This is a genomic window from Bifidobacterium castoris (genome assembly GCF_003952025.1).
GTDB classification, from domain to species: domain Bacteria; phylum Actinomycetota; class Actinomycetes; order Actinomycetales; family Bifidobacteriaceae; genus Bifidobacterium; species Bifidobacterium castoris.
Genome location: NZ_QXGI01000001.1, coordinates 55547 through 76684, shown reverse-complemented (window position 1 = coordinate 76684; position 21138 = coordinate 55547). Strand labels below are relative to the sequence as shown.

General features: G+C 70.3%; 17 protein-coding genes and 1 pseudogene. 11 read left to right on the top strand and 7 right to left on the bottom strand.

Annotated features, from left to right (window positions below):
* The first annotated feature begins 117 nt into the window (after positions 1–117).
* Positions 118–1440, top strand: a complete 1323-nt coding sequence (locus tag D2E22_RS00320; protein WP_126031151.1) for a glycoside hydrolase family 3 N-terminal domain-containing protein — start codon at positions 118–120, stop codon at positions 1438–1440.
* Positions 1441–1504: 64 nt separating this feature from the next.
* Here the strand turns inward: D2E22_RS00320 and D2E22_RS00315 are convergent.
* Positions 1505–1990: pseudogene (locus D2E22_RS00315) on the bottom strand (ATP-binding cassette domain-containing protein); the annotation flags it as partial.
* Between D2E22_RS00315 and D2E22_RS10410 the strand changes: the two are divergent.
* Positions 1971–2138 (top strand): hypothetical protein, encoded by a 168-nt coding sequence (locus D2E22_RS10410; protein ID WP_164518349.1) that lies wholly within the window; start codon positions 1971–1973, stop codon positions 2136–2138. The pseudogene D2E22_RS00315 and the gene D2E22_RS10410 overlap by 20 nt on opposite strands.
* 13 nt (positions 2139–2151) lie before the next feature.
* Here the strand turns inward: D2E22_RS10410 and D2E22_RS00310 are convergent, their stop codons facing one another.
* Positions 2152–2664, bottom strand: coding sequence for a MarR family winged helix-turn-helix transcriptional regulator (locus D2E22_RS00310; RefSeq protein ID WP_126031150.1), 513 nt, complete (start codon positions 2662–2664; stop codon positions 2152–2154).
* Between the two features lie 44 nt (positions 2665–2708).
* Positions 2709–3173 carry a nucleoside 2-deoxyribosyltransferase gene (locus D2E22_RS00305; RefSeq protein ID WP_126031149.1) on the bottom strand — a complete coding sequence of 155 codons (465 nt, stop codon included), beginning with the start codon at positions 3171–3173 and terminating at the stop codon, positions 2709–2711.
* Between the two features lie 282 nt (positions 3174–3455).
* On the opposite strand from D2E22_RS00305, the gene D2E22_RS00300 reads away from it, so the two are divergent.
* The 7 genes from D2E22_RS00300 (at position 3456) to pgl (ending at position 11107) form a co-directional block, all read left to right on the top strand.
* The gene (locus D2E22_RS00300; RefSeq protein WP_164518378.1) at positions 3456–4871 is read left to right on the top strand and encodes an aspartate ammonia-lyase; all 1416 of its coding nucleotides are present in this window, start codon (positions 3456–3458) and stop codon (positions 4869–4871) included.
* Between the two features lie 108 nt (positions 4872–4979).
* The gene (locus D2E22_RS00295) at positions 4980–5225 is read left to right on the top strand and encodes a FeoA family protein (RefSeq protein ID WP_126031147.1); all 246 of its coding nucleotides are present in this window, start codon (positions 4980–4982) and stop codon (positions 5223–5225) included.
* A gap of 68 nt (positions 5226–5293) precedes the next feature.
* Positions 5294–7351 carry a ferrous iron transport protein B gene (gene feoB, locus D2E22_RS00290; RefSeq protein ID WP_126031146.1) on the top strand — a complete coding sequence of 686 codons (2058 nt, stop codon included), beginning with the start codon at positions 5294–5296 and terminating at the stop codon, positions 7349–7351.
* Positions 7339–7683, top strand: a complete 345-nt coding sequence (locus tag D2E22_RS00285; RefSeq protein WP_126031145.1) for a hypothetical protein — start codon at positions 7339–7341, stop codon at positions 7681–7683. The genes feoB and D2E22_RS00285 overlap by 13 nt, the downstream gene beginning before the upstream one ends.
* A 68-nt stretch (positions 7684–7751) precedes the next feature.
* A complete protein-coding gene (gene zwf, locus D2E22_RS00280; protein ID WP_420897223.1) occupies positions 7752–9320 on the top strand; it encodes a glucose-6-phosphate dehydrogenase in 1569 nt (522 codons plus the stop codon).
* The gene (locus tag D2E22_RS00275) at positions 9317–10282 is read left to right on the top strand and encodes a glucose-6-phosphate dehydrogenase assembly protein OpcA (protein ID WP_126031143.1); all 966 of its coding nucleotides are present in this window, start codon (positions 9317–9319) and stop codon (positions 10280–10282) included. Before zwf ends, D2E22_RS00275 begins: the two co-directional genes overlap by 4 nt.
* 24 nt (positions 10283–10306) lie before the next feature.
* Positions 10307–11107, top strand: a complete 801-nt coding sequence (gene pgl, locus D2E22_RS00270) for a 6-phosphogluconolactonase (protein WP_126031142.1) — start codon at positions 10307–10309, stop codon at positions 11105–11107.
* Positions 11108–11196: 89 nt separating this feature from the next.
* On the opposite strand, the gene gndA is transcribed toward pgl, so the two are convergent.
* Positions 11197–12654, bottom strand: a complete 1458-nt coding sequence (gene gndA / locus D2E22_RS00265) for an NADP-dependent phosphogluconate dehydrogenase (RefSeq protein ID WP_126031141.1) — start codon at positions 12652–12654, stop codon at positions 11197–11199.
* 131 nt (positions 12655–12785) lie between these two features.
* Complete coding sequence (locus D2E22_RS00260; RefSeq protein ID WP_241218094.1) at positions 12786–13505, bottom strand: Type 1 glutamine amidotransferase-like domain-containing protein; 720 nt, start codon at positions 13503–13505, stop codon at positions 12786–12788.
* 233 nt (positions 13506–13738) lie between these two features.
* Here D2E22_RS00260 and brnQ point away from each other — a divergent pair, with 233 nt between their 5' ends.
* A complete protein-coding gene (brnQ, locus tag D2E22_RS00255) occupies positions 13739–15196 on the top strand; it encodes a branched-chain amino acid transport system II carrier protein (protein ID WP_126031140.1) in 1458 nt (485 codons plus the stop codon).
* A gap of 87 nt (positions 15197–15283) precedes the next feature.
* Here the strand turns inward: brnQ and D2E22_RS00250 are convergent, their stop codons facing one another.
* Positions 15284–18121, bottom strand: coding sequence for a heavy metal translocating P-type ATPase (locus tag D2E22_RS00250; RefSeq protein WP_126031139.1), 2838 nt, complete (start codon positions 18119–18121; stop codon positions 15284–15286).
* 281 nt (positions 18122–18402) lie between these two features.
* Between D2E22_RS00250 and D2E22_RS00245 the strand changes: the two genes are divergently transcribed.
* Entirely contained in the window at positions 18403–19215 is an 813-nt protein-coding gene (locus D2E22_RS00245; RefSeq protein WP_126031138.1) for an SDR family NAD(P)-dependent oxidoreductase, read from the top strand.
* 68 nt (positions 19216–19283) lie between these two features.
* Here the strand turns inward: D2E22_RS00245 and D2E22_RS00240 are convergent, their stop codons facing one another.
* Positions 19284–20993, bottom strand: a complete 1710-nt coding sequence (locus D2E22_RS00240) for a DEAD/DEAH box helicase (RefSeq protein WP_126031487.1) — start codon at positions 20991–20993, stop codon at positions 19284–19286.
* Between the last annotated feature and the right edge of the window lie 145 nt (positions 20994–21138).

Sequence of the window (21138 nt, the reverse complement as noted above, 5' to 3'; positions counted from 1 at the left end):
GCTAGACTGGGTGCACGCCATGCCCCGCGCCGCGAAGGGCGGCACGCGACGTGGCGCAGGCAAGCGAGACACACGGCGCACGGCGAACACACGGGGCGCGGAAAGGGGGCGTGCGGCATGGCGGCACGGAGCAACGGCAGACACGGCAGGGACGCGCGGGAGGAACGCAGCGGGCATGTTCTGGCGCTCGTCGTGACGGCGGTCGTCGCGCTCGCGCTCGCGGTGTCGCTCGCCTTCGCCGCCGGCGGCCGCCATCGCGAGACGCGGCGCGCGCAGGCCTCCGCACAGGCAAGCGCGCCGGTTCCCTCCTCCTCCGCGCCATCGCCGGACACGGCGCAGGGCGGCGCGACGAAGCAGGACGACGACAAGGGCGCGCAGGACGCGGGGAAGGACGGTGCGGATGCGACCGCGCGCGCGAAGCGGATCGTCGACGCGATGAGCCTCGACGAACGAGCCGCGCAGCTCGTCATGGCGCCGCTCGCCGCCGGCTCCGACCCTTCGGCGCTCGCCGCGCTCATCGCCGACGACCATGTCGGCTCGGTCATCCTGATGGGCAACTGGTCGAGCGGCGTCGACGGCGTGCGCGCGGCCGTCGACGCGCTGCGCGGCTACGCCGGCGACGGCACGCCGATCCTCGTCGCCACCGATCAGGAGGGCGGCCTGGTGCAGCATCTGCAGGGTCCCGGCTTCGAGACGATGCCGAGCGCGTTCGAACAGGGCCGGCTCGGCACAGACGCGCTCAGGGAGGACAGCCGGCGCTGGGGCGCCCAGCTGCGCGGCGCCGGCGTCGACGTCGACCTCGCGCCGTCGGTCGACACGGTGACGATCGACCGCGCCTCGAACGCGCCGATCGGCGCCCTTGACCGCGACTTCGGCCTCGACGCGGACGGCGACGCGCGCCACGCCGTCGCGTTCATCGACGGCATGCGCGACGCCGGCGTCGCGACGGCCGTCAAACACTACCCCGGTCTCGGCTCGGTCACCGGCAACACCGATTTCACGGCCGACGGCATCGTCGACACGACGACGGTCGCCGACGGCCCCGAGGTGGCCGCGTTCACCAAGGCTATCAGGGAAGGACGGCCGGCGATGGTCATGATGTCGCTCGCCTCGTACGCGCAGCTCGACCCGGACGCGCCGGCCGCCTTCTCCCGGCCGATCGTCACCGGACTGCTGCGCGAGCGCACCGGCTATGACGGCGTCGTCATCTCCGACTCGCTGTCGGCGGACGCCGTCGGCGGCGTCGAGCCGACGCAGCTCGGCGTGCGGCTCGTCGAGGCCGGCGGCGACGTCGCCTGCATCAACGACCCCTCGTACACGGCGCCGATCCTCTCCGGCCTGCGTGCGCGTGCGGCGGCGGACGCGGCCTTCGCCGACAAGGTCACCGCGTCGGCGACGCGCGTCGTCGCGATGAAGATCGGCATGGGGCTCATCGATTGAGCGCGGCCGGACGTGCAAACCGCATCATGATCGCGACGCGTCGGGCCGAATACGACGGGGCGGCTCAGGCGAACTGCGACTCGTACAGCCGCGCGTAGGCGCCGCCGCGCCCGAGCAGCTCGTCGTGCGTGCCGTGCTCGATGATGTCGCCGTGCTCCATGAACAGGATGAGGTCGGCGTCGCGGATCGTCGACAGGCGGTGCGCGATGACGAAGCTCGTGCGGTCCGCCATCAGCGCGTTCATCGCCTTGGCGATCGCCTGTTCGGTGCGCGTGCCGACCGAGCTCGTGGCCTCGTCGAAGATCAGCATCGCCGGGTCGGCGAGGAACACGCGCGTGATTGTCAGCAGCTGGCGCTGGCCGACCGACAGGTTGTTCGCCTCGTTGTCCAGCACGGTGTCGTAGCCCTTGGGCAATGTGCGGATGAAGAAGTCGGCGTGCGCGGCCTTCGCTGCGGCCACGATCTGCTCGCGCGTGGCGTCGGGCCTGCCGTAGGCGATGTTCTCGGCGACGGTGCCTCCGAAAAGCCAGGTGTCCTGCAACCTGGCCGATTGCGGCACGAACCAGCCGCTCGTCGCCGTCTTCGACGAATTCGTCGAAAGCCGCAGGCTTCCGGGGCACGTCGACCTGAAACGCGGCACGCATTTCGCGGTGGACGCCATGCGGCTCACCGTCGCGGCCCCGCTCGCGCGGCCGTGAGCGGCCCGCCCGGTCACGTCTCGAGGGCGCCGATCCCCCGTTCGAGCGCGTTCATGAACTTGTCGACGTAGGCGATCATCATGCGGCGTTCGGCGGGGTCGAGAGCCGCCATGGCCTGCAGCTCGGCCTCGCGCACGGGCGAGATCACCTCGCGCCGGTAGCGCTCCCCCCCGTCGGTGAGGCGGATGCGTTTGACACGTCTGTCGCGTTCGCTGCTCTCCAGATGCAGCAATCCTTGGGAGACGAGCGAATTGACCACGTTGTTCACCGTCTGGCGCGGCAGCAGCGTATACGCGCAGATCTCCCGTTGCGATGTGCCGTCGTTCTCGCAGATGTAGTCGAAGATGAGGTACACGCCCAACGACAGCCCGGAACGTCGTCCATAGGCGCCGTAGATGAGGTCGACGCGACGGAACTCCTCGAAGAACGCGAAAAGCTGCGTGTCAAGGTCGCCATGGGGCGCCTGCGCATGTTCGATGACGTCGGTGCGCGGCGGCTCGAACTCACCAAGGTTGTCTTCGTGCATCTGACGATGATAACGGCGGACCGGCCATGCCGGCCCGTATCGTTTCAGTGCTGGTCGAGGTCCAGCGGCTTGACGCGGCCCGAGTCGAGCAGGCTTTCGAGGTCCGCCGGCCCGTCGAGCACGGCGGTGGCCGCCTGGTCGATCATCAGGCTGATGCGGGCGTTCGGCAGGATGCCCTCGCAATACGCGTAGACCGGCTTGCCGAGCGCGCTGGCGTAGCCCATCGAGAAGACCGTCCCCGGATCCTTGTCGTCGAGGTTGGCGATGAGGGCGGCGGAGTTCCCGATCGCACGGATGCGGTCCTCGAACACGGCGCGCGGGCCGGCGACGTTGACGTCCATCGCGAAGCGCGGCAGATACAGGTTCTTGCCGCGGCCCTTGAGCACGCGTTCGAGACGCTCCATGCTCTCGACCTGCTCGTCCGTCTCGTAGGGTCCCGCCACATAGAAGTCGTAGATCGGCTTGGACGAGGTGAAATGCATGCTCTGGTTGGTATCGAAGTTTTCCATAGCCCCATTGAACCGCGCGCCCGGCGTGACGCGCGGGCAATCGGCTGTAAGCAATATCGGCGCTGGCGTGTCCGCGGCCGCGAACATAGAATCGTAGGCCGGAAAACGCCGACGGGCGCGGCATGTGCGAGTGCGCGGCGGCCACGGACGCCGTCGCGGTGACGCACGAGGACGATACGAGGATGACAAGGAGCGGACATCATGGACGGACAGCGGGACGACGGCAGATACGATACGCACGACGCGACGGGAACGGGCGCGCCCCTTACGGCCGCGACGGGCATGAGGCTCGAGCATGACTGCATCGGCGCGCTCGAAGTGCCGCGGGACGTGTACTGGGGCATCCATACGCAGCGTGCGATCGAGAACTTCACGGTCAGCGGCATCCCCGACTCCTCGCACGAGGCGCTCATCCGCGCCTACGCCGTCGTCAAGCGCGCCTGCGCGGCCGCGAACGCGGAGCTGGGCCTGCTCGACGCGGACAAGGCGAAGGCGATCGAACAGGCCTGCGAGCAGATCGAGCACGGCGCGCTCGCCGACCAGTTCCCCGTCGACGTGCTGCAGGGCGGCGCCGGCACGAGCCTGAACATGAACATGAACGAGGTCATCGCCAACCGCGCGCTCGAGATCTGCGGCCATCCGCGCGGCGACTACGCGTACATCCACCCCAACGACGACGTCAACCGCTCGCAGTCGACGAACGACACCTATCCGGCCGCCTGCAAGCTCGCGATCTGCGGCGGCCTCGCGCCGCTCGCCGCGTCCGCCCGGCGGCTGCGCGACGCGTTCCACGCACTGGCCGACCGGCACGCCGACGACGTGACGATCGGACGCACGCAGCTGCAGGACGCCGTCCCGATGACCTTCGGCCAGGAGTTCCACGCCTGGGCGTCGTTCCTCAAGCTCGACCTGCAGGCGATGGACGCGCTCGTCGGCCAGCTGTGCGACCTCAACCTCGGCGCGACGGCGATCGGCACCGGCGTGTGCGCCGACCTGCGCTTCCGCGAGACCGCGACGCGCACGCTCGCGAAGCTGACCGGACTGCCGGTGCACGCCGCGCCCGACCCGGTCGCCTCGGTCACCGACATGAGCGCCTACATCGCCGCGAGCGCCTGCCTGAAGAACCTCGCGATCCATCTGAAGAAGGCCGCCGACGACCTGCGGCTGCTCAACTCGGGTCCGCGCTGCGGCTTCGAGGACCTCAAGGTGCCGGCGCGCCAGGCGGGCTCGTCGATCATGCCGGGCAAGGTGAACCCGGTCATCCCCGAATGCGTCGACCAGTGCTGCTTCGTCATCTTCGGCATGGACGTGACCGTCAACTGGGCGGCCGCCGAGGGACAGCTGCAGCTCAACGCCTTCGACCCGGTCATCATCCATGAGATCCTCACCGGCATGACGCTCGCGATCAACGCGATGGACATGTTCCGCACGAAGTGCGTCGAGGGCATCCGCGTCGACGTCGAACGCGGCCGCCTCCACGCCGAACAGTCGCCGTCGATCGCGGCGGCGCTCAACGACGCGGTCGGCTACGAGCGCGCGATGGGGCTCGCGAAGGACGCGATGGACGAGGGCGTCACGGTGCGCGAGGCCGCCAGGGGACACGTCGGCCTGCCGGACGCCGAGATCGACCGCCTGCTCGACGTCGTCGCGCTCAGCCGCGGACTGGGGCAGACCTGCCGCACGCTCGGCGGGCGCTGACGCGTCCGGGGCGACGGCTCCGCATGGCCGGACGCCGGCATGCGGGGCCGTCGTCTTTTTGCCCGAAACTATTGACTTTCCCCGCGATCGCCATAACAATGTGCGCTTATGGACACCTCTTCCCCACTGACCGTCGAGAACTGCCCGATGGACGAGGACATGGCGATCACGGCCATCGACGTCGACGCACGCCACCGCTTCCGCATGCTCGAGCTGGGGCTGCGCGCCGGCACCGTCATCCGCGTCGTGCAGCGCGCGAACTTCGGCGGCCGCGTCGTCGCGAAGGGCACCGAGCGCATCGCGCTGGACGGGGGCACCGCCTCGCGCATCGCCGTCGCGCCCGCCGCCGGCTGATGGAGGCACGGCGCCCGCCCCCGTTTTCCGCATCCTCGTCTTTTCCCCATCACGTCCAAGGACCGACCATGAGCTCAGACCACCACGACCATCGACGCGGCCTGGCCGCGCTGCTGCCCGCGCGCCGCCGCGACGGCCACGCCGCCGCGCATCCCCACGGCACACGTCCCTGCTGCGACGTCGGCGGCCGACGCGTGCAGGCCGACGGCATGCCGCGCATCGTCTTCATCGGCAACCCGAACGTCGGCAAGTCGTCGCTGTTCAACGCGATCCTAGGCGCGAAGGCGCGCGTCATGAACGCCCCCGGCACGACGGTGCTGCTCGAGGAGGGCGTCTACGGGCACGACGGCGCACGCTGGGACCTCATCGACACGCCGGGCACGTATTCGCTGCTGCCGCTCTCGCCGGACGAGGAGGTCGCCGCCAAGGCGGTGACGGGGCTGGACGGCGACGGCGGACCGGACCTGATCGTGACCGTCGTCGACGCGACGAACATCTCTCGCGCGCTCTACTTCCTCGCCACGGTCCTCGAGCTGGGGCGCCCGACCGTCGTCGCGCTGACGATGAACGACCTCGCCGCCCGGCAGGGCGCCCGCATCGATCCGGCCCAGCTGTCGCGCGCGCTCGACGGCGTGCCGGTCGTCGAGGTCGACGGCCGCACCGGCGCCGGCGCGGGCGCGCTGATGGACGCCGTCGGCGCGCATCTGTCCGGCACGCCGCTGCCGCACGGCCTGACGCGGGTGGACGTCGACGACGTCGATCTGCGCGCATGGGTCGAGGGCGGCGCCGACGCGCGCTTCGACTGGGCCGCCGGCGTGCTCGCGCGGCTCGACATGCATGCGCGCGACCGCGTCACCGTCTCCGACCGCATCGACCGCGTGCTGCTCAACCCGGTGTTCGGCGTCATCGCCTTCCTGCTGCTCATGCTCGGCGTGTTCGAGGCGACGACGACGCTCGCCGGGCCCGCCCAGGACTGGATCGACGGCACCGTGCGAGGCTGGCTCGTCGCCGGGGTCGACCGGCTCTTCGCGCTCGCCGGCCCCGGCGCACTCGACGGCTGGTTCCATTCGCTCGTCGTCGACGGCCTTGTCGACGGCGTCGTCACGATCGGCACGTTCATCCCGCCGATGGGCATCATGTTCATCCTGCTGAGCCTGCTCGAGGATTCCGGCTACCTCGCGCGCGCCGCCTTCGTCATGGACCGCGCGATGCGCTGCATGGGCCTCGACGGCCGCGCGTTCCTGCCGATCGTCATCGGCTTCGGCTGCAACCTGCCGGCGCTCGCCGCCACGCGCACGCTGCCCGATTCGCGCCAACGCGTCCTCGTCGGCATGCTCGTGCCGTTCTCGAGCTGCACGGCGCGCCTGAGCGTCTACCTCGTGCTCGCCTATGCGTTCTTCCGCGGGCAGGCCGGCCTCGTCGTCTTCATGATGTACGTGTGCTCGATTGTGCTCATCCTGCTCGTCGGCGTCCTGCTGCGCCGCGTGCGCTTCACCGACGTGCGCCCCGCACCCTTCGCGATGAGCCTGCCGCCCTACCAGGTGCCGCGCCTGGTGACGCTCGTGCGCTCCGTGCTCATGCGGCTGTGGGGATTCGTGCGCGGCGCGAGCACGATCATCATCTCGATGCTCGTCGTCATGTGGCTGCTGCAGGCGATCCCGGCGGGCGCCGCCGCCGGCTCCTTCGCGAAGGTCGACGACGTCCACGATTCCGTCTACGGCGTCGTCGCCGACCGCGTCGCGCCGGTCTTCGCACCCGCCGGCTTCGACGACTGGCACGCCTCGGCCGCGCTGATGACCGGCTTCGTGGCCAAGGAGGTCGTCGTCGCGTCGATGGCCCAGTCCTACAGCATCGACACCGGCGACGAGGACGAGCAGCAGCAGGGCGAGGGCTCGCTCGGCGCCGCGATGCGCGCCTCCTTCGACGAAAGCTCGGGCGGCCACGGACGCGCCGCCGCGATCGCGTTCATGCTGTTCACGCTCGCGTACACGCCATGCCTGGCGACGGTCGCCGAACTCAGGCGCCAGTATTCGACGCGCATCGCGATGCAATCGGTCGGCCTCGGGCTCGTCGTCGCCTACATCCTCGCAGTCGTCGCGTTCCAGACCCTGAGATGGGTGCTGTGAGCGGCTTCCGTCGCACCGGCGCGTCCGACGGCGCGAGGTTGCGCACTCATGTCGTCGCCGGCGTCGTCGCCGATCTGGCGGCCGGCATGAGCGTCGCCCGGTGCGCCGACGAGCGCGGGCTGCCGCGCGACTTCGTCGAGCAGATCGTCGAGCATGCGCGCGCACGCGGCATGATCGACGTCGTCGAGCTGACGGCGGGGTGCTCCCTCGGCGCCTGCGAGCCCTCCCCCGATTCGATCGTGTGCGCGAGCTGCCCGCTGCGTCCGGCCTCGGCGAAGCCGGCCCGCTCGATCGCCGCCCGCATCAGGGCGCGCATGCGATCGCATGCGTAAGCCGCATCCATTGCCCCGAGCGTGGAAAAGCGGACGGGCGTGCACGGGGGGACGCGGTCGGCGTTAGGATGGCAGACATGACACAGACAACAGAACAGGGGGCGGCGCCGCTCGAATGGGTCAACCCGTTGAGGGATCCCAGGGACCTGCGCCTTCCCCGCATCGCAGGACCGTGCAGCATCGTGATCTTCGGCGTGACCGGAGACCTGTCGCGCAAGAAGCTGCTGCCGGCCATCTATGATCTGGCGAACCGCGGGCTGCTGCCGCCGAGCTTCGGTCTGACCGGCTTCGCGCGCCGCGACTGGACCGAAGACCATTTCAGGGACTTCGTCAAGGAGAACGTGCAGGCGCACTGCCGCACGCAGTTCAACGACGCGACCTGGGAGCAGCTCGCCCGCGGCATCCGCTTCGTGCGCGGCACCTTCGAGGATCCGGGCGCCTTCACGCGCCTGAGCGACACCGTCGCCGAGCTCGACCGCGACCGCGGCACGCGCGGCAACCACGCGTTCTACATGTCGGTGCCGCCGCGCGACTTCCCGATCGTGGCGCGCCAGCTGGCGAACTGCGGACTGGCGAAATCCACCGAGGACGCGTGGCGCCGCGTCATCATCGAGAAGCCCTTCGGCCACGATCTGACGAGCGCGCAGCAGCTCGACGAGGTCATCTCCGAGGTCTTCGACCCCGACTCGGTGTTCCGCATCGACCACTATCTGGGCAAGGAGACCGTGCAGAACCTGCTCGCGCTGCGCTTCGCGAACACGATGTACGAGCCGATCTGGAACGCGAACTACGTCGACCACGTGCAGATCACGATGGCCGAGGACATCGGCGTGGCGGGGCGCGCCGGCTACTACGACGGCATCGGCGCGGCCAGGGACGTCATCCAGAACCACCTGCTGCAGCTGATGGCGCTCACGGCGATGGAGGAGCCGGTCTCGTTCTCGGCCCGCGACCTGATGGCCGAGAAGACGAAGGTGCTCTCCGCCGTGCGGCTGCCGCGCGACCTGGCCGCCCACACCGCGCGCGGCCAGTACTCGGCCGGCTGGCAGGGCTCGGAGCCGGTGTGCGGATACCTCGAGGAGAAGGGCATCGACCCGGATTCGACGACCGAGACCTACGCGGCGATTCGCCTCGACATCGACACGCGCCGATGGGCCGGCGTCCCCTTCTATCTGCGCACCGGCAAGCGTCTGGGCCGGCGCGTCACCGAGATTGCGCTCGTCTTCAAGCGCGCGCCGCATCTGCCCTTCGAGTCCACGGCCACGCAGGAGCTCGGCAAGAACGCGCTCGTCATTCGCGTCCAGCCGTACGAGGGCGTCACGATCCGCTTCGGGTCGAAGGTGCCGGGCGTCACGTCGATGGAGGTGCGCGACGTGTCGATGGACTTCAGCTACGGCCGTTCGTTCACCGAAGCCTCCCCCGAGGCCTACGAGCGTCTGATCCTCGACGTGCTGCTGGGCGACCCGCCGCTGTTCCCGACGACGAAGGAGGTGGACCTGTCCTGGCGCATCCTCGACCCGATCGAGGACTTCTGGTCGACGCTTGGACAGCCGCAGCCGTACCGCGCCGGTACGTGGGGCCCGCAGGAGGCCGTGGAGATGCTTGCACGCGACGGACACCGTTGGAGGATGCCATGATCATTACGATGCGGGACACCGAGACCAATGAGATCTCGAACAAGATCGACGAACTGCACGAGGAGCGCGGCGAGGTCGCGCTCGGCCGTGTGCTGACGCTGCTCATCGTCACCGACGAGGACCATCTCGAGCACACGCTCGCATTGGCGAACGACGCGAGCCGCGACCATCCGTGCCGCGTCATCGCGATCGCGCCGAGCTCGCGGCGCATGACCGAATCCGAGGAGGACCGCACCTACCTCGATGCCGAGGTGCGCATCGGCGCCGACGCCGGCGCGGGCGAGATCATCGTGCTGCGGCCGCGCGGCGGCCTCATCCACCATCTCGACACGCTCGTCACGCCGCTGCTCGTGCCGGACGCGCCGATCGTGGCCTGGTGGCCGACCGAGGCGCCGGCCAACCCGTCGAAGGACCTCGTGGGCGCGATGGCGCAGTCGCGCATCACCGACGCGATGCGTTCGGCCAACCCGATGCGCACGGTCGAGGACCTGCGGCGCAACCGCTCCCCGAAGAACGTCGACATGTCGTGGACGAGGCTCACGCGCTGGCGCGCGCTGCTCGCGGCGATGCTCGACCAGCCGCCGCACATGCGCATCACGGCCGCGAACGTCGTCGGCGAGGCGGACTACCTGCCCAAGGACCTGCTCGCCGCATGGCTCGCCGTCAGCCTCGACATCCCGGTCTCGATCGAGACCGACGCCGAGGCGACGGCGATCTGCGCGGTGAGCCTGACGCGCGAGGACGGCGGCGTGCTCAGCCTCGTGCGCTGCCATGACCATGACGACATCGTCACGATCAGCGTGCCCGGGCAGTCGCCGCAGACGATCCCGCTGCCGATGCGCTCGCTCGGCGACTGCCTGAGCGAGGAGCTCGGCCGCCTCTACCCCGACGAGATCTATGCGAAGGTCATCACCGACGGCTGGCGGCGCATCCATCCGGACGCCACACAAGCGCGGCAGTAGAGCAGCAGTAGAAAGGAGCGAAGGATGATCGGACGCGAACTCATCACCTACCCCGACCAGAAGCTGTTCGCCGAGGCGATCGCCGCGCGCACGCTGCTGACGATGAACGAGGTGCTCGGCAGTCCCGACCGCGAGCGCGTCGACGTCGCCGTGACCGGCGGCTCCGACGGCACGGCGATCCTCGAGGCGATCGGCGTCTCGCCGCTGCTCGACGTCGTCGACTGGCGACGCGTGCACATCTGGTGGGGCGACGAACGCTTCGTGCCGGCCGACAGCGACGAACGCAACGAGAAGCAGGCGCGCGCCGCATTGTTCGACCGCCTCGTCGCCGAAGGCCGCATGGACGACGCGCAGATCCACGCGATGCCGGCCGACACGCGCGACGCGCGGCAACGCGCCGACGCGACGCGCGAGCAGACGCGCGACGCGCTGCGGCACGCGGCCGCCGTCTACCAGTCCGAACTGGTCGGCGAGCTCGGCCAGGCCGCGGCGATGGACGTCATGATGTTCGGCGTCGGCCCCGACGGCCATTTCGCGTCATTGTTCCCCGACCACAAGGAGCTGCTCATCGACGACCCGGACATCCTCGTCGCCGGCGTCGACGACTCCCCCAAGCCGCCGCCGGCGCGCCTGACCTTCACGGTGCCGATGATCGCCAGGACCGACCACCTGTGGATCTGCGGCTCGCGCGCGGCGAAGGCCGACGCGATGCTCGAGACCTTCATGCACGAACGCGACCCGCACTGGCCGGCGTCCTTCGCCGACGCGAGGCGCCAGCTGCTGTGGATCGGCGACGGGGCGTCGACGCGGAAGCTGCATGGCTAGGCGTCCGTCCGACGACCGGCACCCATATACGGCGAAGGGCGCCGACCCCACGATGAGGTCGGCGCCCTTCGCCGTATGCAGAGGATCCGTCAGTCGGCCATCTTCACTTCCCGCTGGTTGGGCTCGGCCCACAGGATGTGCCATGCGCCCGGCTGGTCCACGCGACGGTAGGTGTGGGCGCCGAACAGGTCGCGCTGGCCCTGGATGAGCGCGGCCGGCAGGCGCTTGGCGCGCAGGCCGTCGAAGTATGCGAGCGACGAGGAGAAGACCGGCGCCGGCAGGCCGACCTCGGCCGCCGTGGCCACGACGTGGCGCCAGTCGGGCTCGCTGGCCTCGATGCCCTGCTTGAAGTAGGGGGCGAACAGCAGCGAGACGTCGGCGTCTCCGTCCTTGAATGCCTCGGAGATGCGGTCGAGGAACTTCGCGCGGATGATGCAGCCGGCGCGCCAGATGCGCGCCAGATGCGCCATGTCGATGTCCCAGCCGTAGGTCTCGGCGGCGCGCGAGATCTCGTTGAAGCCCTGCGCGTACGCGACGATCTTCGACGCGTACAGCGCCTGGCGGATGCGCTCGATGAAGGCGTCGCGCGTCTCGTCGCCGAGCTCGATGCGGCCTTCGGGGCCGCGGAACGGGTCGGCCTGCGCCTTGTCGCGCAGCGCCGTCTGGTCGGACAGGCCGCGTGCGAACACGGCCTCGGCGATGCCGGTGACCGGCACGCCGAGCTCGAGCGCCGTCTGCACGGTCCATGTGCCGGTGCCCTTCATGCCGGCATGGTCGAGGATGACGTCGACGAGCGGCTTGCCCGTCTGCGGATCCTTCTTGTGCAGCACCTCGGCCGTGATCTCGATGAGATAGGAGTCGAGGTCGGTGCCGTTCCATCGCTCGAAGACGTCGCCGATCTCGTCGGGGGTCATCCCCAGCCCGCGGCGCATGATGTCGTAGCTTTCGGCGATGAGCTGCATGTCCGCGTATTCGATGCCGTTGTGCACCATCTTGACGAAGTGGCCGGCGCCGTTCTCGCCGACGTGCATGACGCAGGGCTCGCCGTCGTCCGCCTTCGCGGCGATCGATTCGAGGATCGGCTTGAGGCGCTCCCACGACGCGTCGGAGCCGCCGGGCATCATCGACGGGCCGAGCAGCGCGCCCTCCTCGCCGCCGGAGACGCCCATGCCGACGAAGTGCAGGCCCTTGGCGCGCAGCTCCTTCTCGCGGCGGATCGTGTCCTTGAAGTACGAGTTGCCGCCGTCGACGATGATGTCGCCCGGCTCCATGTATTCGGCGAGCTCGTCGATGACGGCATCGGTCGCGGCGCCCGCCTTGACCATGATGATCGCGGTGCGGGGCTTCTCGAGCAGCCCGACGAACTCCTCGACGGTCTTCGCCGGATAGAACTCGCCCTCGTCGCCGTAGGCCTCGATCAGGTGTTCGGTGCGCGAATAGTGCCTGTTGTAGACGGCGACCCGGTTGCCGTGGCGCGCGAGGTTGCGTGCCAGGCTCGCGCCCATCGCGGCGAGTCCGACGACGCCGACGTTTGCTTCTGCGCTCATATGCGTTCCTCCATTGCTGGTGACGGTGGTGATTGTGACGATACCGCCCTCAAGTCTAACGCACCGCGCCGCCGCACACCCGCATCGCCGTCCATGTCTCGCCACCGGCGCAGCTGCGGCGCCGCAACGCGCTACAGCAGCCGCGCGGCGAACGAACCGGTCGTGACGCGGCGCATGCGGCCGTCCTCGAGCACGAGCGCCTCGTCGTTGCGCAGCGGCGCATACCCGGTCTCGCCGGCATGCATGCGCAGGATGTCGCGCGCCGCCGCGCCGAGCAGGCGCCCTCCGACATGCGGGACGACATGCAGCCGGGTGAGGTCGAGCCCCGACGTCGACGCATCGCGCTTGCGCGGCGCATGCAGCGTCGTCGCCGGATCATGCCGCACGTCCATCGGCGCGATGTATCCGATGTCCGGCGCCGCGACGACCGCTCCTGCCGATTCGCCCACATACGGCACGCCCGAGGCGACGAGCCCGCGGATGAGCGGCACGGCGCCGGCGTCGCGCAGGCAGCGCATCAGATGGAAGCTGTTGCCGCCGCATACGTAGATCAGGTCGCAGCCTCGCAGCAGATGCGCCACCCGTGCGCGCGGCCCCGTCAGGTCGACGATGCGTACGTCGAGCCCGTGCGCACGCCACCACGGCGCCGTCATCCGGCTCGCGAAGCCGTACGGTTCAATCAGGCTCGCGTTCGGGATGAAACCGACGGCGGTGCCGCGCCGCACGCCGAGGAAGCGGCGCATGAGCGGCAGCAGCCCCATCGACGACGACGCGAGCAGCAGCCTGCGCCGCGCATGGGGCGCCCCCGCGCCGCCGAAGCCACCCATGCCATCGTCCGCCGTCCGTCCCATACGCCCGCCTTTCCTGCGCATCCAGTGTAGGCGCGACGGCGCGGCTGTTCGCCGTGAGCGCGTCATGGCGCCATACGTTCGCCGGGCGACCCGCGCCCCTATACTGTCAGTGGTCGTCCGCCACCGACGATCCGGCGGACGGCCGAAGACGGCGGACGACCACCATCCATCCCCTATCGTTCTGGAGGCGATCCGACGTCATGCGCGCACCGGAATCCCATTCCCATCCCACGATGCCCGACGGCGCTGCGGCCGCCGGCGACGATCCGGCGGCCGAGGACGCGGTCGGGGTCGCGCAGAACATCGCCGAACACGTCGAACGGGCCGACGGCGCCCAGGTGCCCGGCGCGGGCGAGACACGGCTGACGCCGCGCCAGCGCGTCATCGTCGGCGTCACGTTCTTCTCGATGTTCTTCGGCGCCGGCAACCTCATCTTCCCGCCGTATCTGGGCGCCCTCGCCGGCGACCGCACGGCGCTCGGCATGCTCGGCTTCGTCGTCTCCGCCGTCGGCCTGCCGATCCTCGGCGTCATCGTCGTCGCGCGCGCCGGCGGCTTCTCCAATCTCAGCGCGCGCGTGTCCAGGCGCTTCGCGCTCGTGCTCGGCGTGGCGATCATGCTCACGATCGGCCCGCTGTTCGCGATCCCGCGCACCGCGTCGACGTCCTTCGAGATGGCGGTCGCGCCCTTCGCCGGCGACCGGCTCGGCGCCGCGCAGCTGATCTATTCGATCGTGTTCTTCGCGCTCGCCTGGCTCGTCGCGCAGCGCCCCGACCGGCTTTCGCAGGTGCTCGGCAAGGTCATGGGGCCGCTGCTGCTCGCCATGATCGCCATCCTGTTCGTCACCTGCCTGTGCGTGCACCATCCGCCCTTCGCCGCGCCGAGCGGCTCCTACGCGCACGGCCAGTTCATACGCGGGCTCCTCGACGGCTACCAGACGATGGACCTGCTCGCCGGCCTGTACTTCGGCATCGTCATCTCGGCGAACATCGGGGCGATGGGCGTGCGCGACGAGCGCGGCAACCGGCGCGAGACCGGCCTCGGCGGCCTGTTCACCGGCGTCATGCTCGTCGTCATCTACGCGATGCTCGGCTTCGTCGGCGCCGTCTCCGGCTCCTGGCGAGGCATCGACGGCGCGAGGGACACCGGCGCGACGGTGCTCACGAACCTCACCGAGCAGGTCTTCGGCCACGGCGGCACCGTGTTCGTCGGCGTCATCTTCGTCGTCGCCTGCTTCAATGTGTGCGCGGGGCTCATCTCCACCTGCTCGTCGTACTTCCACAAGCAGTTCCCCCGCACGCTCTCCTACCGCGCCTGGACGCTCGTGTTCGCGCTCGTCGCGCTGCTCATCGCGAACATCGGCCTGAGCGCGATCATCAACCTGTCGGTGCCGGTGCTCGAGGCGCTCTATCCGATCGCGATCGTCCTCGTCGTCCTGTCGCTGTTCGACGCCGTCTTCACGAGCCGTTTCCCGGCCGTCTACTTCTGGACCGTGCTGCTCACGGCGATCGACAGCGTCGCCGAAGGCGTCGTCGGCCTCGTCGCCGCCTTCGGCGGCCGTTGGACATGGCTCGAAACGGTGTGCGGATGGATGCCGCTCAACGGTCTGGCGTTCGGCTGGCTCGTGCCGGCCGGCCTCGGCGTCGTCATCGGCGTCGTCGTCTCTCTGACGCGCCGACGGCGCCGCGCCTGAGCCGTCCGTCACGACGAAACGCGCCGCGGGGCGCGGCCGGACATGTTCCGGCCGCGCCCCGCGGCGCGTTTCGTCGTGACGGACGGCTCAGTCGTCCACGTAGTTCGACGGGTTCGAGTCGAAGACCTCGGCGCAGTGCGGGTTGCAGAAGTAGATCGTGCGTCCGTGCCACACGCGCTTGGCGGCCGCCGTCCTCGGGTCGACCGTCATGCCGCATACCGGGTCGATGACGTCCTCGGCGTCGGCTTCCTCCTGCCTGAGCTGTTCGTTGATAGCGTCCTCGAGGATCTCCTCGGCGGTGTCGTCTGCCATCGCATGTCCTTTCGTTGCGGTGTCCGTGGTGCCGTCACCATTGTGCACACGGCAGGCGCCGCCGCGCGACGCCTCGAGCGTCGATTCCTCGATGGGCGCAGCGTGCATCGCGTAGCGGTGCGCGCCGCCGGGGACGAAACGGCGCAGCCTGTTCGCGTTGAGCACGACCGACAGCGACGAGAACGCCATCGCCGCTCCGGCGATCATCGGGTTGAGCAGCAGGTGCCAGAGCGGGTAGAGCACGCCCGCGGCCACCGGGATGCCCAAGCCGTTGTAGCCGAGCGCGAACCCGAGGTTCTGGCGGATGTTGCGCATCGTCGCATGCGCGAGGTCGAGCGCGGTGACGACCGACGTGAGCGAGCCGTTCATCAGCGTGACGTCGGCCGATTCGATCGCGACGTCGGTGCCGGTGCCCATCGCCATGCCGAGGTCGGCGCGGGCGAGCGCGGGCGCGTCGTTGATGCCGTCGCCGACCATCGCCACATGCCGTCCCTGCCGCTGCAGCGCGAGGATGACCGACTCCTTGTCCTCGGGTCGCACGTCGGCGACGACATGCCCGATGCCAGCCTCGCGGGCGATCGCGTCGGCCGTCACGCGGTTGTCGCCGGTGAGCATGACGACGCCGATGCCGCGCGAGCGCAACGCGTCGACGGCCGCGCGCGCGTCGTCCTTGATCGTGTCGCGGATCGCGAACACGGCGACGACCTGGCCGTCGACGGCCGCGATGACCGGCGTCGCGCCGTCCTGCGCGGCGAGGCGCATCGTCTCGCGCGCCTGACGCAGGTCGCCGTCCTTCACGCTGTCCTCGACGAAGCGGTCGGAGCCGACGACGACTTCGCGACCGTCCACGTCGGCGCGCACGCCGCCGCCGGGCACGGCGACGAAGGTCAGACATTCGGGGGTGTCGAGATGGCGCGCGCGGGCGGCCTCGACGACGGCGTGCGCGAGCGGATGCTCCGACTTCGCCTCGGCGGCGGCGATCGCGGCGAGCGTCATGTCGTCGATCGCCGCGTCGAAGGCCCCGTCGGCGCCGAGCGCCGCGATGCGCACGACATGCGGTTCGCCGCGCGTGATCGTGCCGGTCTTGTCGAAGACGACGACGTCGATCCTCGCGGCCGTCTCGAGCGCCTCGGCGTTGCGGTAGAGCACGCCGTGGCGCGCCCCGCGCCCGGTGGCCGTCGTGATCGACAGCGGCGTGGCGAGGCCGAGGGCGCACGGGCAGGCGATGACGAGCACGCAGATCGCGCAGATCAGGCCGTACAGGCCGCGCGGCGGCACTCCGACGCACCACCAGACGACGAAGGTCCATATCGCGACGAGGACGACGGCCGGCACGAACACGCCGGCGACCTTGTCCGCCATGCGTTGGATCGGCGCCTTCGAGGTCTGCGCGGCGCGCACGAGGCGGATGATGCCGGAGAGCGTCGTGTCGGCGCCGACGCGCGTCGCGCGGTAGCGCAGCGCGCCGGTCGTGTTCGTCGTCGCGCCGGTCACCGGGTCGCCGACCGTCTTGGCGACCGGCAACGACTCGCCGGTGATCATCGATTCGTCGACGGCGCTTGATCCGGACACGACGACGCCGTCGACCGGCAGGCGCTCGCCGGGGCGCACCTCGACGACGTCGCCGACGACGATGTCCGCGGTCGGCACGCTCGTCGGCCGTCCGTCGCGGATGACGAGCGCCGTGTCGGGGCGCAGCCCGATGAGTTCTCGGATCGCGTCGCCGGTGCCGGCGCGCGCCTTCGCCTCGAGCAGCTGGCCGAGGATCATCAGCGTGATGATCGTGCCGACGGCCTCGTAGTACGGCGCACGCGCGGCGGCCGGCAGCAGGGCCGGCCATGCGGTGACGACGAGGCTGTAGCCGAAGGCGGCGATCGTGCCGAGCGTGACGAGCGAGTTCATCTCCGGCGCGCGGTGCGCGATCGCGAGCCAGCCGGTGCGGTGCACCGGCCATCCGCAGTAGACCATGACCGGGATCGTCAGCGCGAGCTGCAGCCACGGGCTCAGCGTCCACGCCGGCAGCGCGACGCGCATCCAGGCGCCGACGGCCGGAATCATCGGCAGCATCGCGACGAGCAGCAGCGGCACCGTGAACACGACGGCGACGACGAGGCGACGGGTCAGCGCATGGATCTCATGGGCCCGGTCGAGGTCCTCGGCCCGTTGGCGCGCGCGCAGCACGTCGTCGTTCTCGGCCACGGCTGCCGGCGCCGCGGCTACGGTCGAGGCGCCCCCGGCACCGCCGTCGCCTTCGACGCGCAGCATGCCGTGGAGCATGTTCATGCCGCAGGCGAAGGGATACTCGCCGGCGGGAAGCGCCGGCAGCCTGAGCTCGGTGTGCGCGAAGGCCGGCAGTGCGACGTCGACGCCGAGGTCGGCGAAGACGACGTGCGACGAGCATTCGCCACCCTCGCGACGGTCGAAGTCGATGAGCGTCGGCACGCCGGCGCGCACGATGACCTCGCCCGGGTCGTAGCCGCCCTTGACGGCGATGCGCACCCGCTGCACGCCGTCGCCCGCGTCCGCGCGCGCGGCGCGGCGCGGCGCGAGGAAATACCACAGCAGCAGTGCGCTGAGCAGCGCCGCCGCGACGATGATCCCTGCAGTCGCCATCGTTTCGCTCCTTGCCCTGAACACCAACATTGCATGGGAAAGACCGGCGCCCCCATCGGGGACGATGTCCGCGGCGGGACGTCGGTACTACCAAGGTCAACGCCCCCGGCGCGCCGGCTATTCCATACGGGCCTCCCCCGCGGGCGCGTCGCAAGGCGCCGTCGGCGGCGAGCTGAACGCGCTCCGGACGATGCGACGGCAGACTACAGTAGGGCGACGATGCGCGCGGGACGTCGGGGACGGCCCGCGCGGTACATGCAGCCCCGCGGGAAGGACCCATCATGACGACATTGATCACCGGAGCCACCGGCGGAATCGGCCGGGAGCTCGCATTGCGCTGCGCGCAGCATGGCGCCGACCTCATCATCACCGGACGCGACGCCGGCAGGCTCGCCGTGCTCAAGGCGACGCTGGAACACGACCTCGACGCGCGCGTCGTCGCCGTCACGATCGACCTGGCGCATCCCGACGCCGCGCAACGCCTGCACCGCTTCACGCGCGGCCGCGGCATCGTCGTCGACACGCTCGTCAACGACGCCGGATTCGGCGACTGGGGCGCCTTCCTCGACATGGACGAGGAGCGGATGCGCTCGATGATGCAGGTGAACATGGTCACGCTCGCCGAACTCATGCGCCTCTTCGGCGCCGACATGCGCGTCCGCGGCCATGGCCGCATCCTCAACGTCGCGTCCGTCGCGGCGGTCGCGCCCGGCCCCTACATGGCGATGTACTATGCGACGAAGGCCTTCGTGCGCTCGCTCGGCGAGGCGGTCGCCTACGAGCTGCGCGGCACCGGCGTGACGGTGACGACGGTGTGCCCCGGCCCCGTGTCCACCGGTTTCGAACGCGCCGCGCACATGCGCGGCAAGAACTTCTACACGCTGCCCGTGTTCAAGCCGTCGACCCCCGAGGCCACGGCCGCCTTCGCCTACGCGAGGATGCAGGCCGGCAGCGCGCTCGCCTATCAGGGTGCGCTCGCGAAGATGGCGTCCTTCGGCGTGCGCCTCGCCCCGCGCGCGCTCGCCGCGAGGGTCGCCGCGAAGCTCAACGGCGGCGACCCGGCGGCGCAGGCCGGCGACGACGAAGGACGCTGAACACGACGAAGGGGCGGACGAACGGAACCATAGGCTGAGCTCGTCCGCCCCTTCGATGACGGCCGCGCTCAGCGTGTGCGGAACGGCGCCGAACGGCGTTTGCCGTTGGCACGCTTCCTCATGCCGCCGTTGCGCCGCTTCGAGCCGCCGCGCCTGGCCGATTTGGCGTGGTCGGCGTTCTCCTGACGATGCCTGCGCCGCGCCTCCTCGCGACGTTCCTGACGCTTGGCGTCCTCGCCGCGCTCGTCGCGCACGATGCGCTGTTCGCGCCGATGGATGCGCTTGCCTCCGCGGCGTTCCTCGCCATGGCGGCGCTCGTCGCGCGACCGGGAGGCGCGCTTCGCCGGCGCGGGGGTGTCCGCTTCCTCGCCGCGCACGCTGTGGACGTCACCGAGGAAGCGCTGCGCGAATTCGCGGCGTTCGTCGTCGATCTGCCGCTGCAGTTCGCGGTTGCGTTCACGGGTGCGGTTCTGGTTGCGCCGCGCCTTCGCGCTGCGCGATTGACGCGTCTCGCGGCGCCCGGGCCTCCCGCCGCGCGGACGCGCCGCGCGCCTGCGTTCGAGTTCGGGCAGCTCCCATCCTTCGACGAGCGGAGCCGTCTCGCCGACGAGTTCGGCGACCTGCGGCGAATCAGGACGGACCTCGAGCGGCTTGACCGCCAGTCCCGCGCGCCGCAGCAGACCGCGCGCGTAGCGTTTCTGGTCCGGCGTGACGATCGTGACGACGTCGCCGGCCCTGCCGGCGCGCGCCGTGCGTCCGGAACGGTGCAGGAACGATTTGGGGTCGTCCGGCGGATCGACCTGGATGACGAGCTCGACGCCGCTGACGTCGATGCCGCGCGCAGCGACGTCGGTCGCCACGAGCACGTTCGTCGCGCCCGATTCGAAGGCCTGCAGGTTGCGGTCGCGCTGGTTCTGGCTGAGGTTGCCGTGCAGCTCGGCCGCCGGGATACCCCGCTGCGTGAGCGCCTTCGCGAGCTTCTTCGCCTGGAACTTCGTGCGTGTGAACAGGATGCGCCGTCCCTTGCCGCTCGCGAGCGCGCGCACGAGCTCGTTCTTGTCGGCCTTCGTCGTCAGGAACACATGGTGCGTCATCAGATCGGCGCGGTCGGTCGCCTCGTCGACGCTGTGCACCTTCGGGTCGTCGAGGAACTCGTCGACCACGGCGTCGACGCCGTGGTCGAGCGTCGCCGAGAACAGCATGTGCTGCGCGCCGCGCGGGATCTGCGCGAGCAGCCGCTTGATCGGCGGCAGGAAGCCCATGTCGGCCATCTCGTCGGCTTCGTCGAGCACGACGACGCGCACGTCGTCGAGCGTGAGCGCGCCCTGCTCGATGAGGTCCTCGAGACGTCCCGGGCAGGCGACGACGATCTGCGCGCCGTCGTTGAGGTCCCTGAACTGCCGCGCGTAGCGCACGCCGCCGTAGACGGTCGTCGTCGTCATCCCGTACAACGCGGCGAGCGGCGCGACGACGTCGTTGATCTGGTTGGCCAGTTCGCGCGTCGGCGCGAGGACGAGGCCGCGCGGATGAGGCTTCGCGCCGCGCAGCTCGCGGCGTCCGTGCTCGCGGTCGTCGTCGAAGGACGCCGCGACGCGCGTCACGAGCGGGATCGCGAACGCGAGCGTCTTGCCGGAGCCGGTGCGTCCGCGGCCGAGCACGTCGCGGCCGAAGAGCGAATCGGGCAGCGTGTCCTGCTGGATCGGGAACGCGGTGCGTTTGCCCTCGTCGGCCAGCAGATGCACGATCGGGCCGTCGACGCCGAGTTCGGCGAAGGTCATGGCGGCCTGCGCGGCGGAATCTCCGGAGTCGAAGGAGGATTCGGGACGCGTGATGTCGGATGAAACGGATGAAGCGGATGAAGCGGGCACGGCGGCCTTCCTGGTCAGATGTCGGCGCAGGGTGCGCAAACTCGAATATTCTAGC

What these genes read in the sequence shown, in the direction of transcription:
- feoB (WP_126031146.1), top strand. Translation starts at nt 5,294, where the DNA reads ATGAGCTCAGACCACCACGACCATCGACGCGGCCTGGCCGCGCTGCTG.
- brnQ (WP_126031140.1), top strand. Translation starts at nt 13,739, where the DNA reads ATGCCCGACGGCGCTGCGGCCGCCGGCGACGATCCGGCGGCCGAGGAC.
- D2E22_RS00240 (WP_126031487.1), bottom strand. Translation starts at nt 20,993, where the DNA reads ATGACCTTCGCCGAACTCGGCGTCGACGGCCCGATCGTGCATCTGCTG.
- D2E22_RS00300 (WP_164518378.1), top strand. Translation starts at nt 3,456, where the DNA reads ATGAGGCTCGAGCATGACTGCATCGGCGCGCTCGAAGTGCCGCGGGAC.
- D2E22_RS00285 (WP_126031145.1), top strand. Translation starts at nt 7,339, where the DNA reads ATGGGTGCTGTGAGCGGCTTCCGTCGCACCGGCGCGTCCGACGGCGCG.
- D2E22_RS00245 (WP_126031138.1), top strand. Translation starts at nt 18,403, where the DNA reads ATGACGACATTGATCACCGGAGCCACCGGCGGAATCGGCCGGGAGCTC.
- zwf (WP_420897223.1), top strand. Translation starts at nt 7,752, where the DNA reads ATGGCAGACATGACACAGACAACAGAACAGGGGGCGGCGCCGCTCGAA.
- D2E22_RS00260 (WP_241218094.1), bottom strand. Translation starts at nt 13,505, where the DNA reads ATGGGACGGACGGCGGACGATGGCATGGGTGGCTTCGGCGGCGCGGGG.
- gndA (WP_126031141.1), bottom strand. Translation starts at nt 12,654, where the DNA reads ATGAGCGCAGAAGCAAACGTCGGCGTCGTCGGACTCGCCGCGATGGGC.
- D2E22_RS00320 (WP_126031151.1), top strand. Translation starts at nt 118, where the DNA reads ATGGCGGCACGGAGCAACGGCAGACACGGCAGGGACGCGCGGGAGGAA.
- D2E22_RS00305 (WP_126031149.1), bottom strand. Translation starts at nt 3,173, where the DNA reads ATGGAAAACTTCGATACCAACCAGAGCATGCATTTCACCTCGTCCAAG.
- D2E22_RS00275 (WP_126031143.1), top strand. Translation starts at nt 9,317, where the DNA reads ATGATCATTACGATGCGGGACACCGAGACCAATGAGATCTCGAACAAG.
- D2E22_RS00250 (WP_126031139.1), bottom strand. Translation starts at nt 18,121, where the DNA reads ATGGCGACTGCAGGGATCATCGTCGCGGCGGCGCTGCTCAGCGCACTG.
- D2E22_RS00295 (WP_126031147.1), top strand. Translation starts at nt 4,980, where the DNA reads ATGGACACCTCTTCCCCACTGACCGTCGAGAACTGCCCGATGGACGAG.
- D2E22_RS00310 (WP_126031150.1), bottom strand. Translation starts at nt 2,664, where the DNA reads ATGCACGAAGACAACCTTGGTGAGTTCGAGCCGCCGCGCACCGACGTC.
- pgl (WP_126031142.1), top strand. Translation starts at nt 10,307, where the DNA reads ATGATCGGACGCGAACTCATCACCTACCCCGACCAGAAGCTGTTCGCC.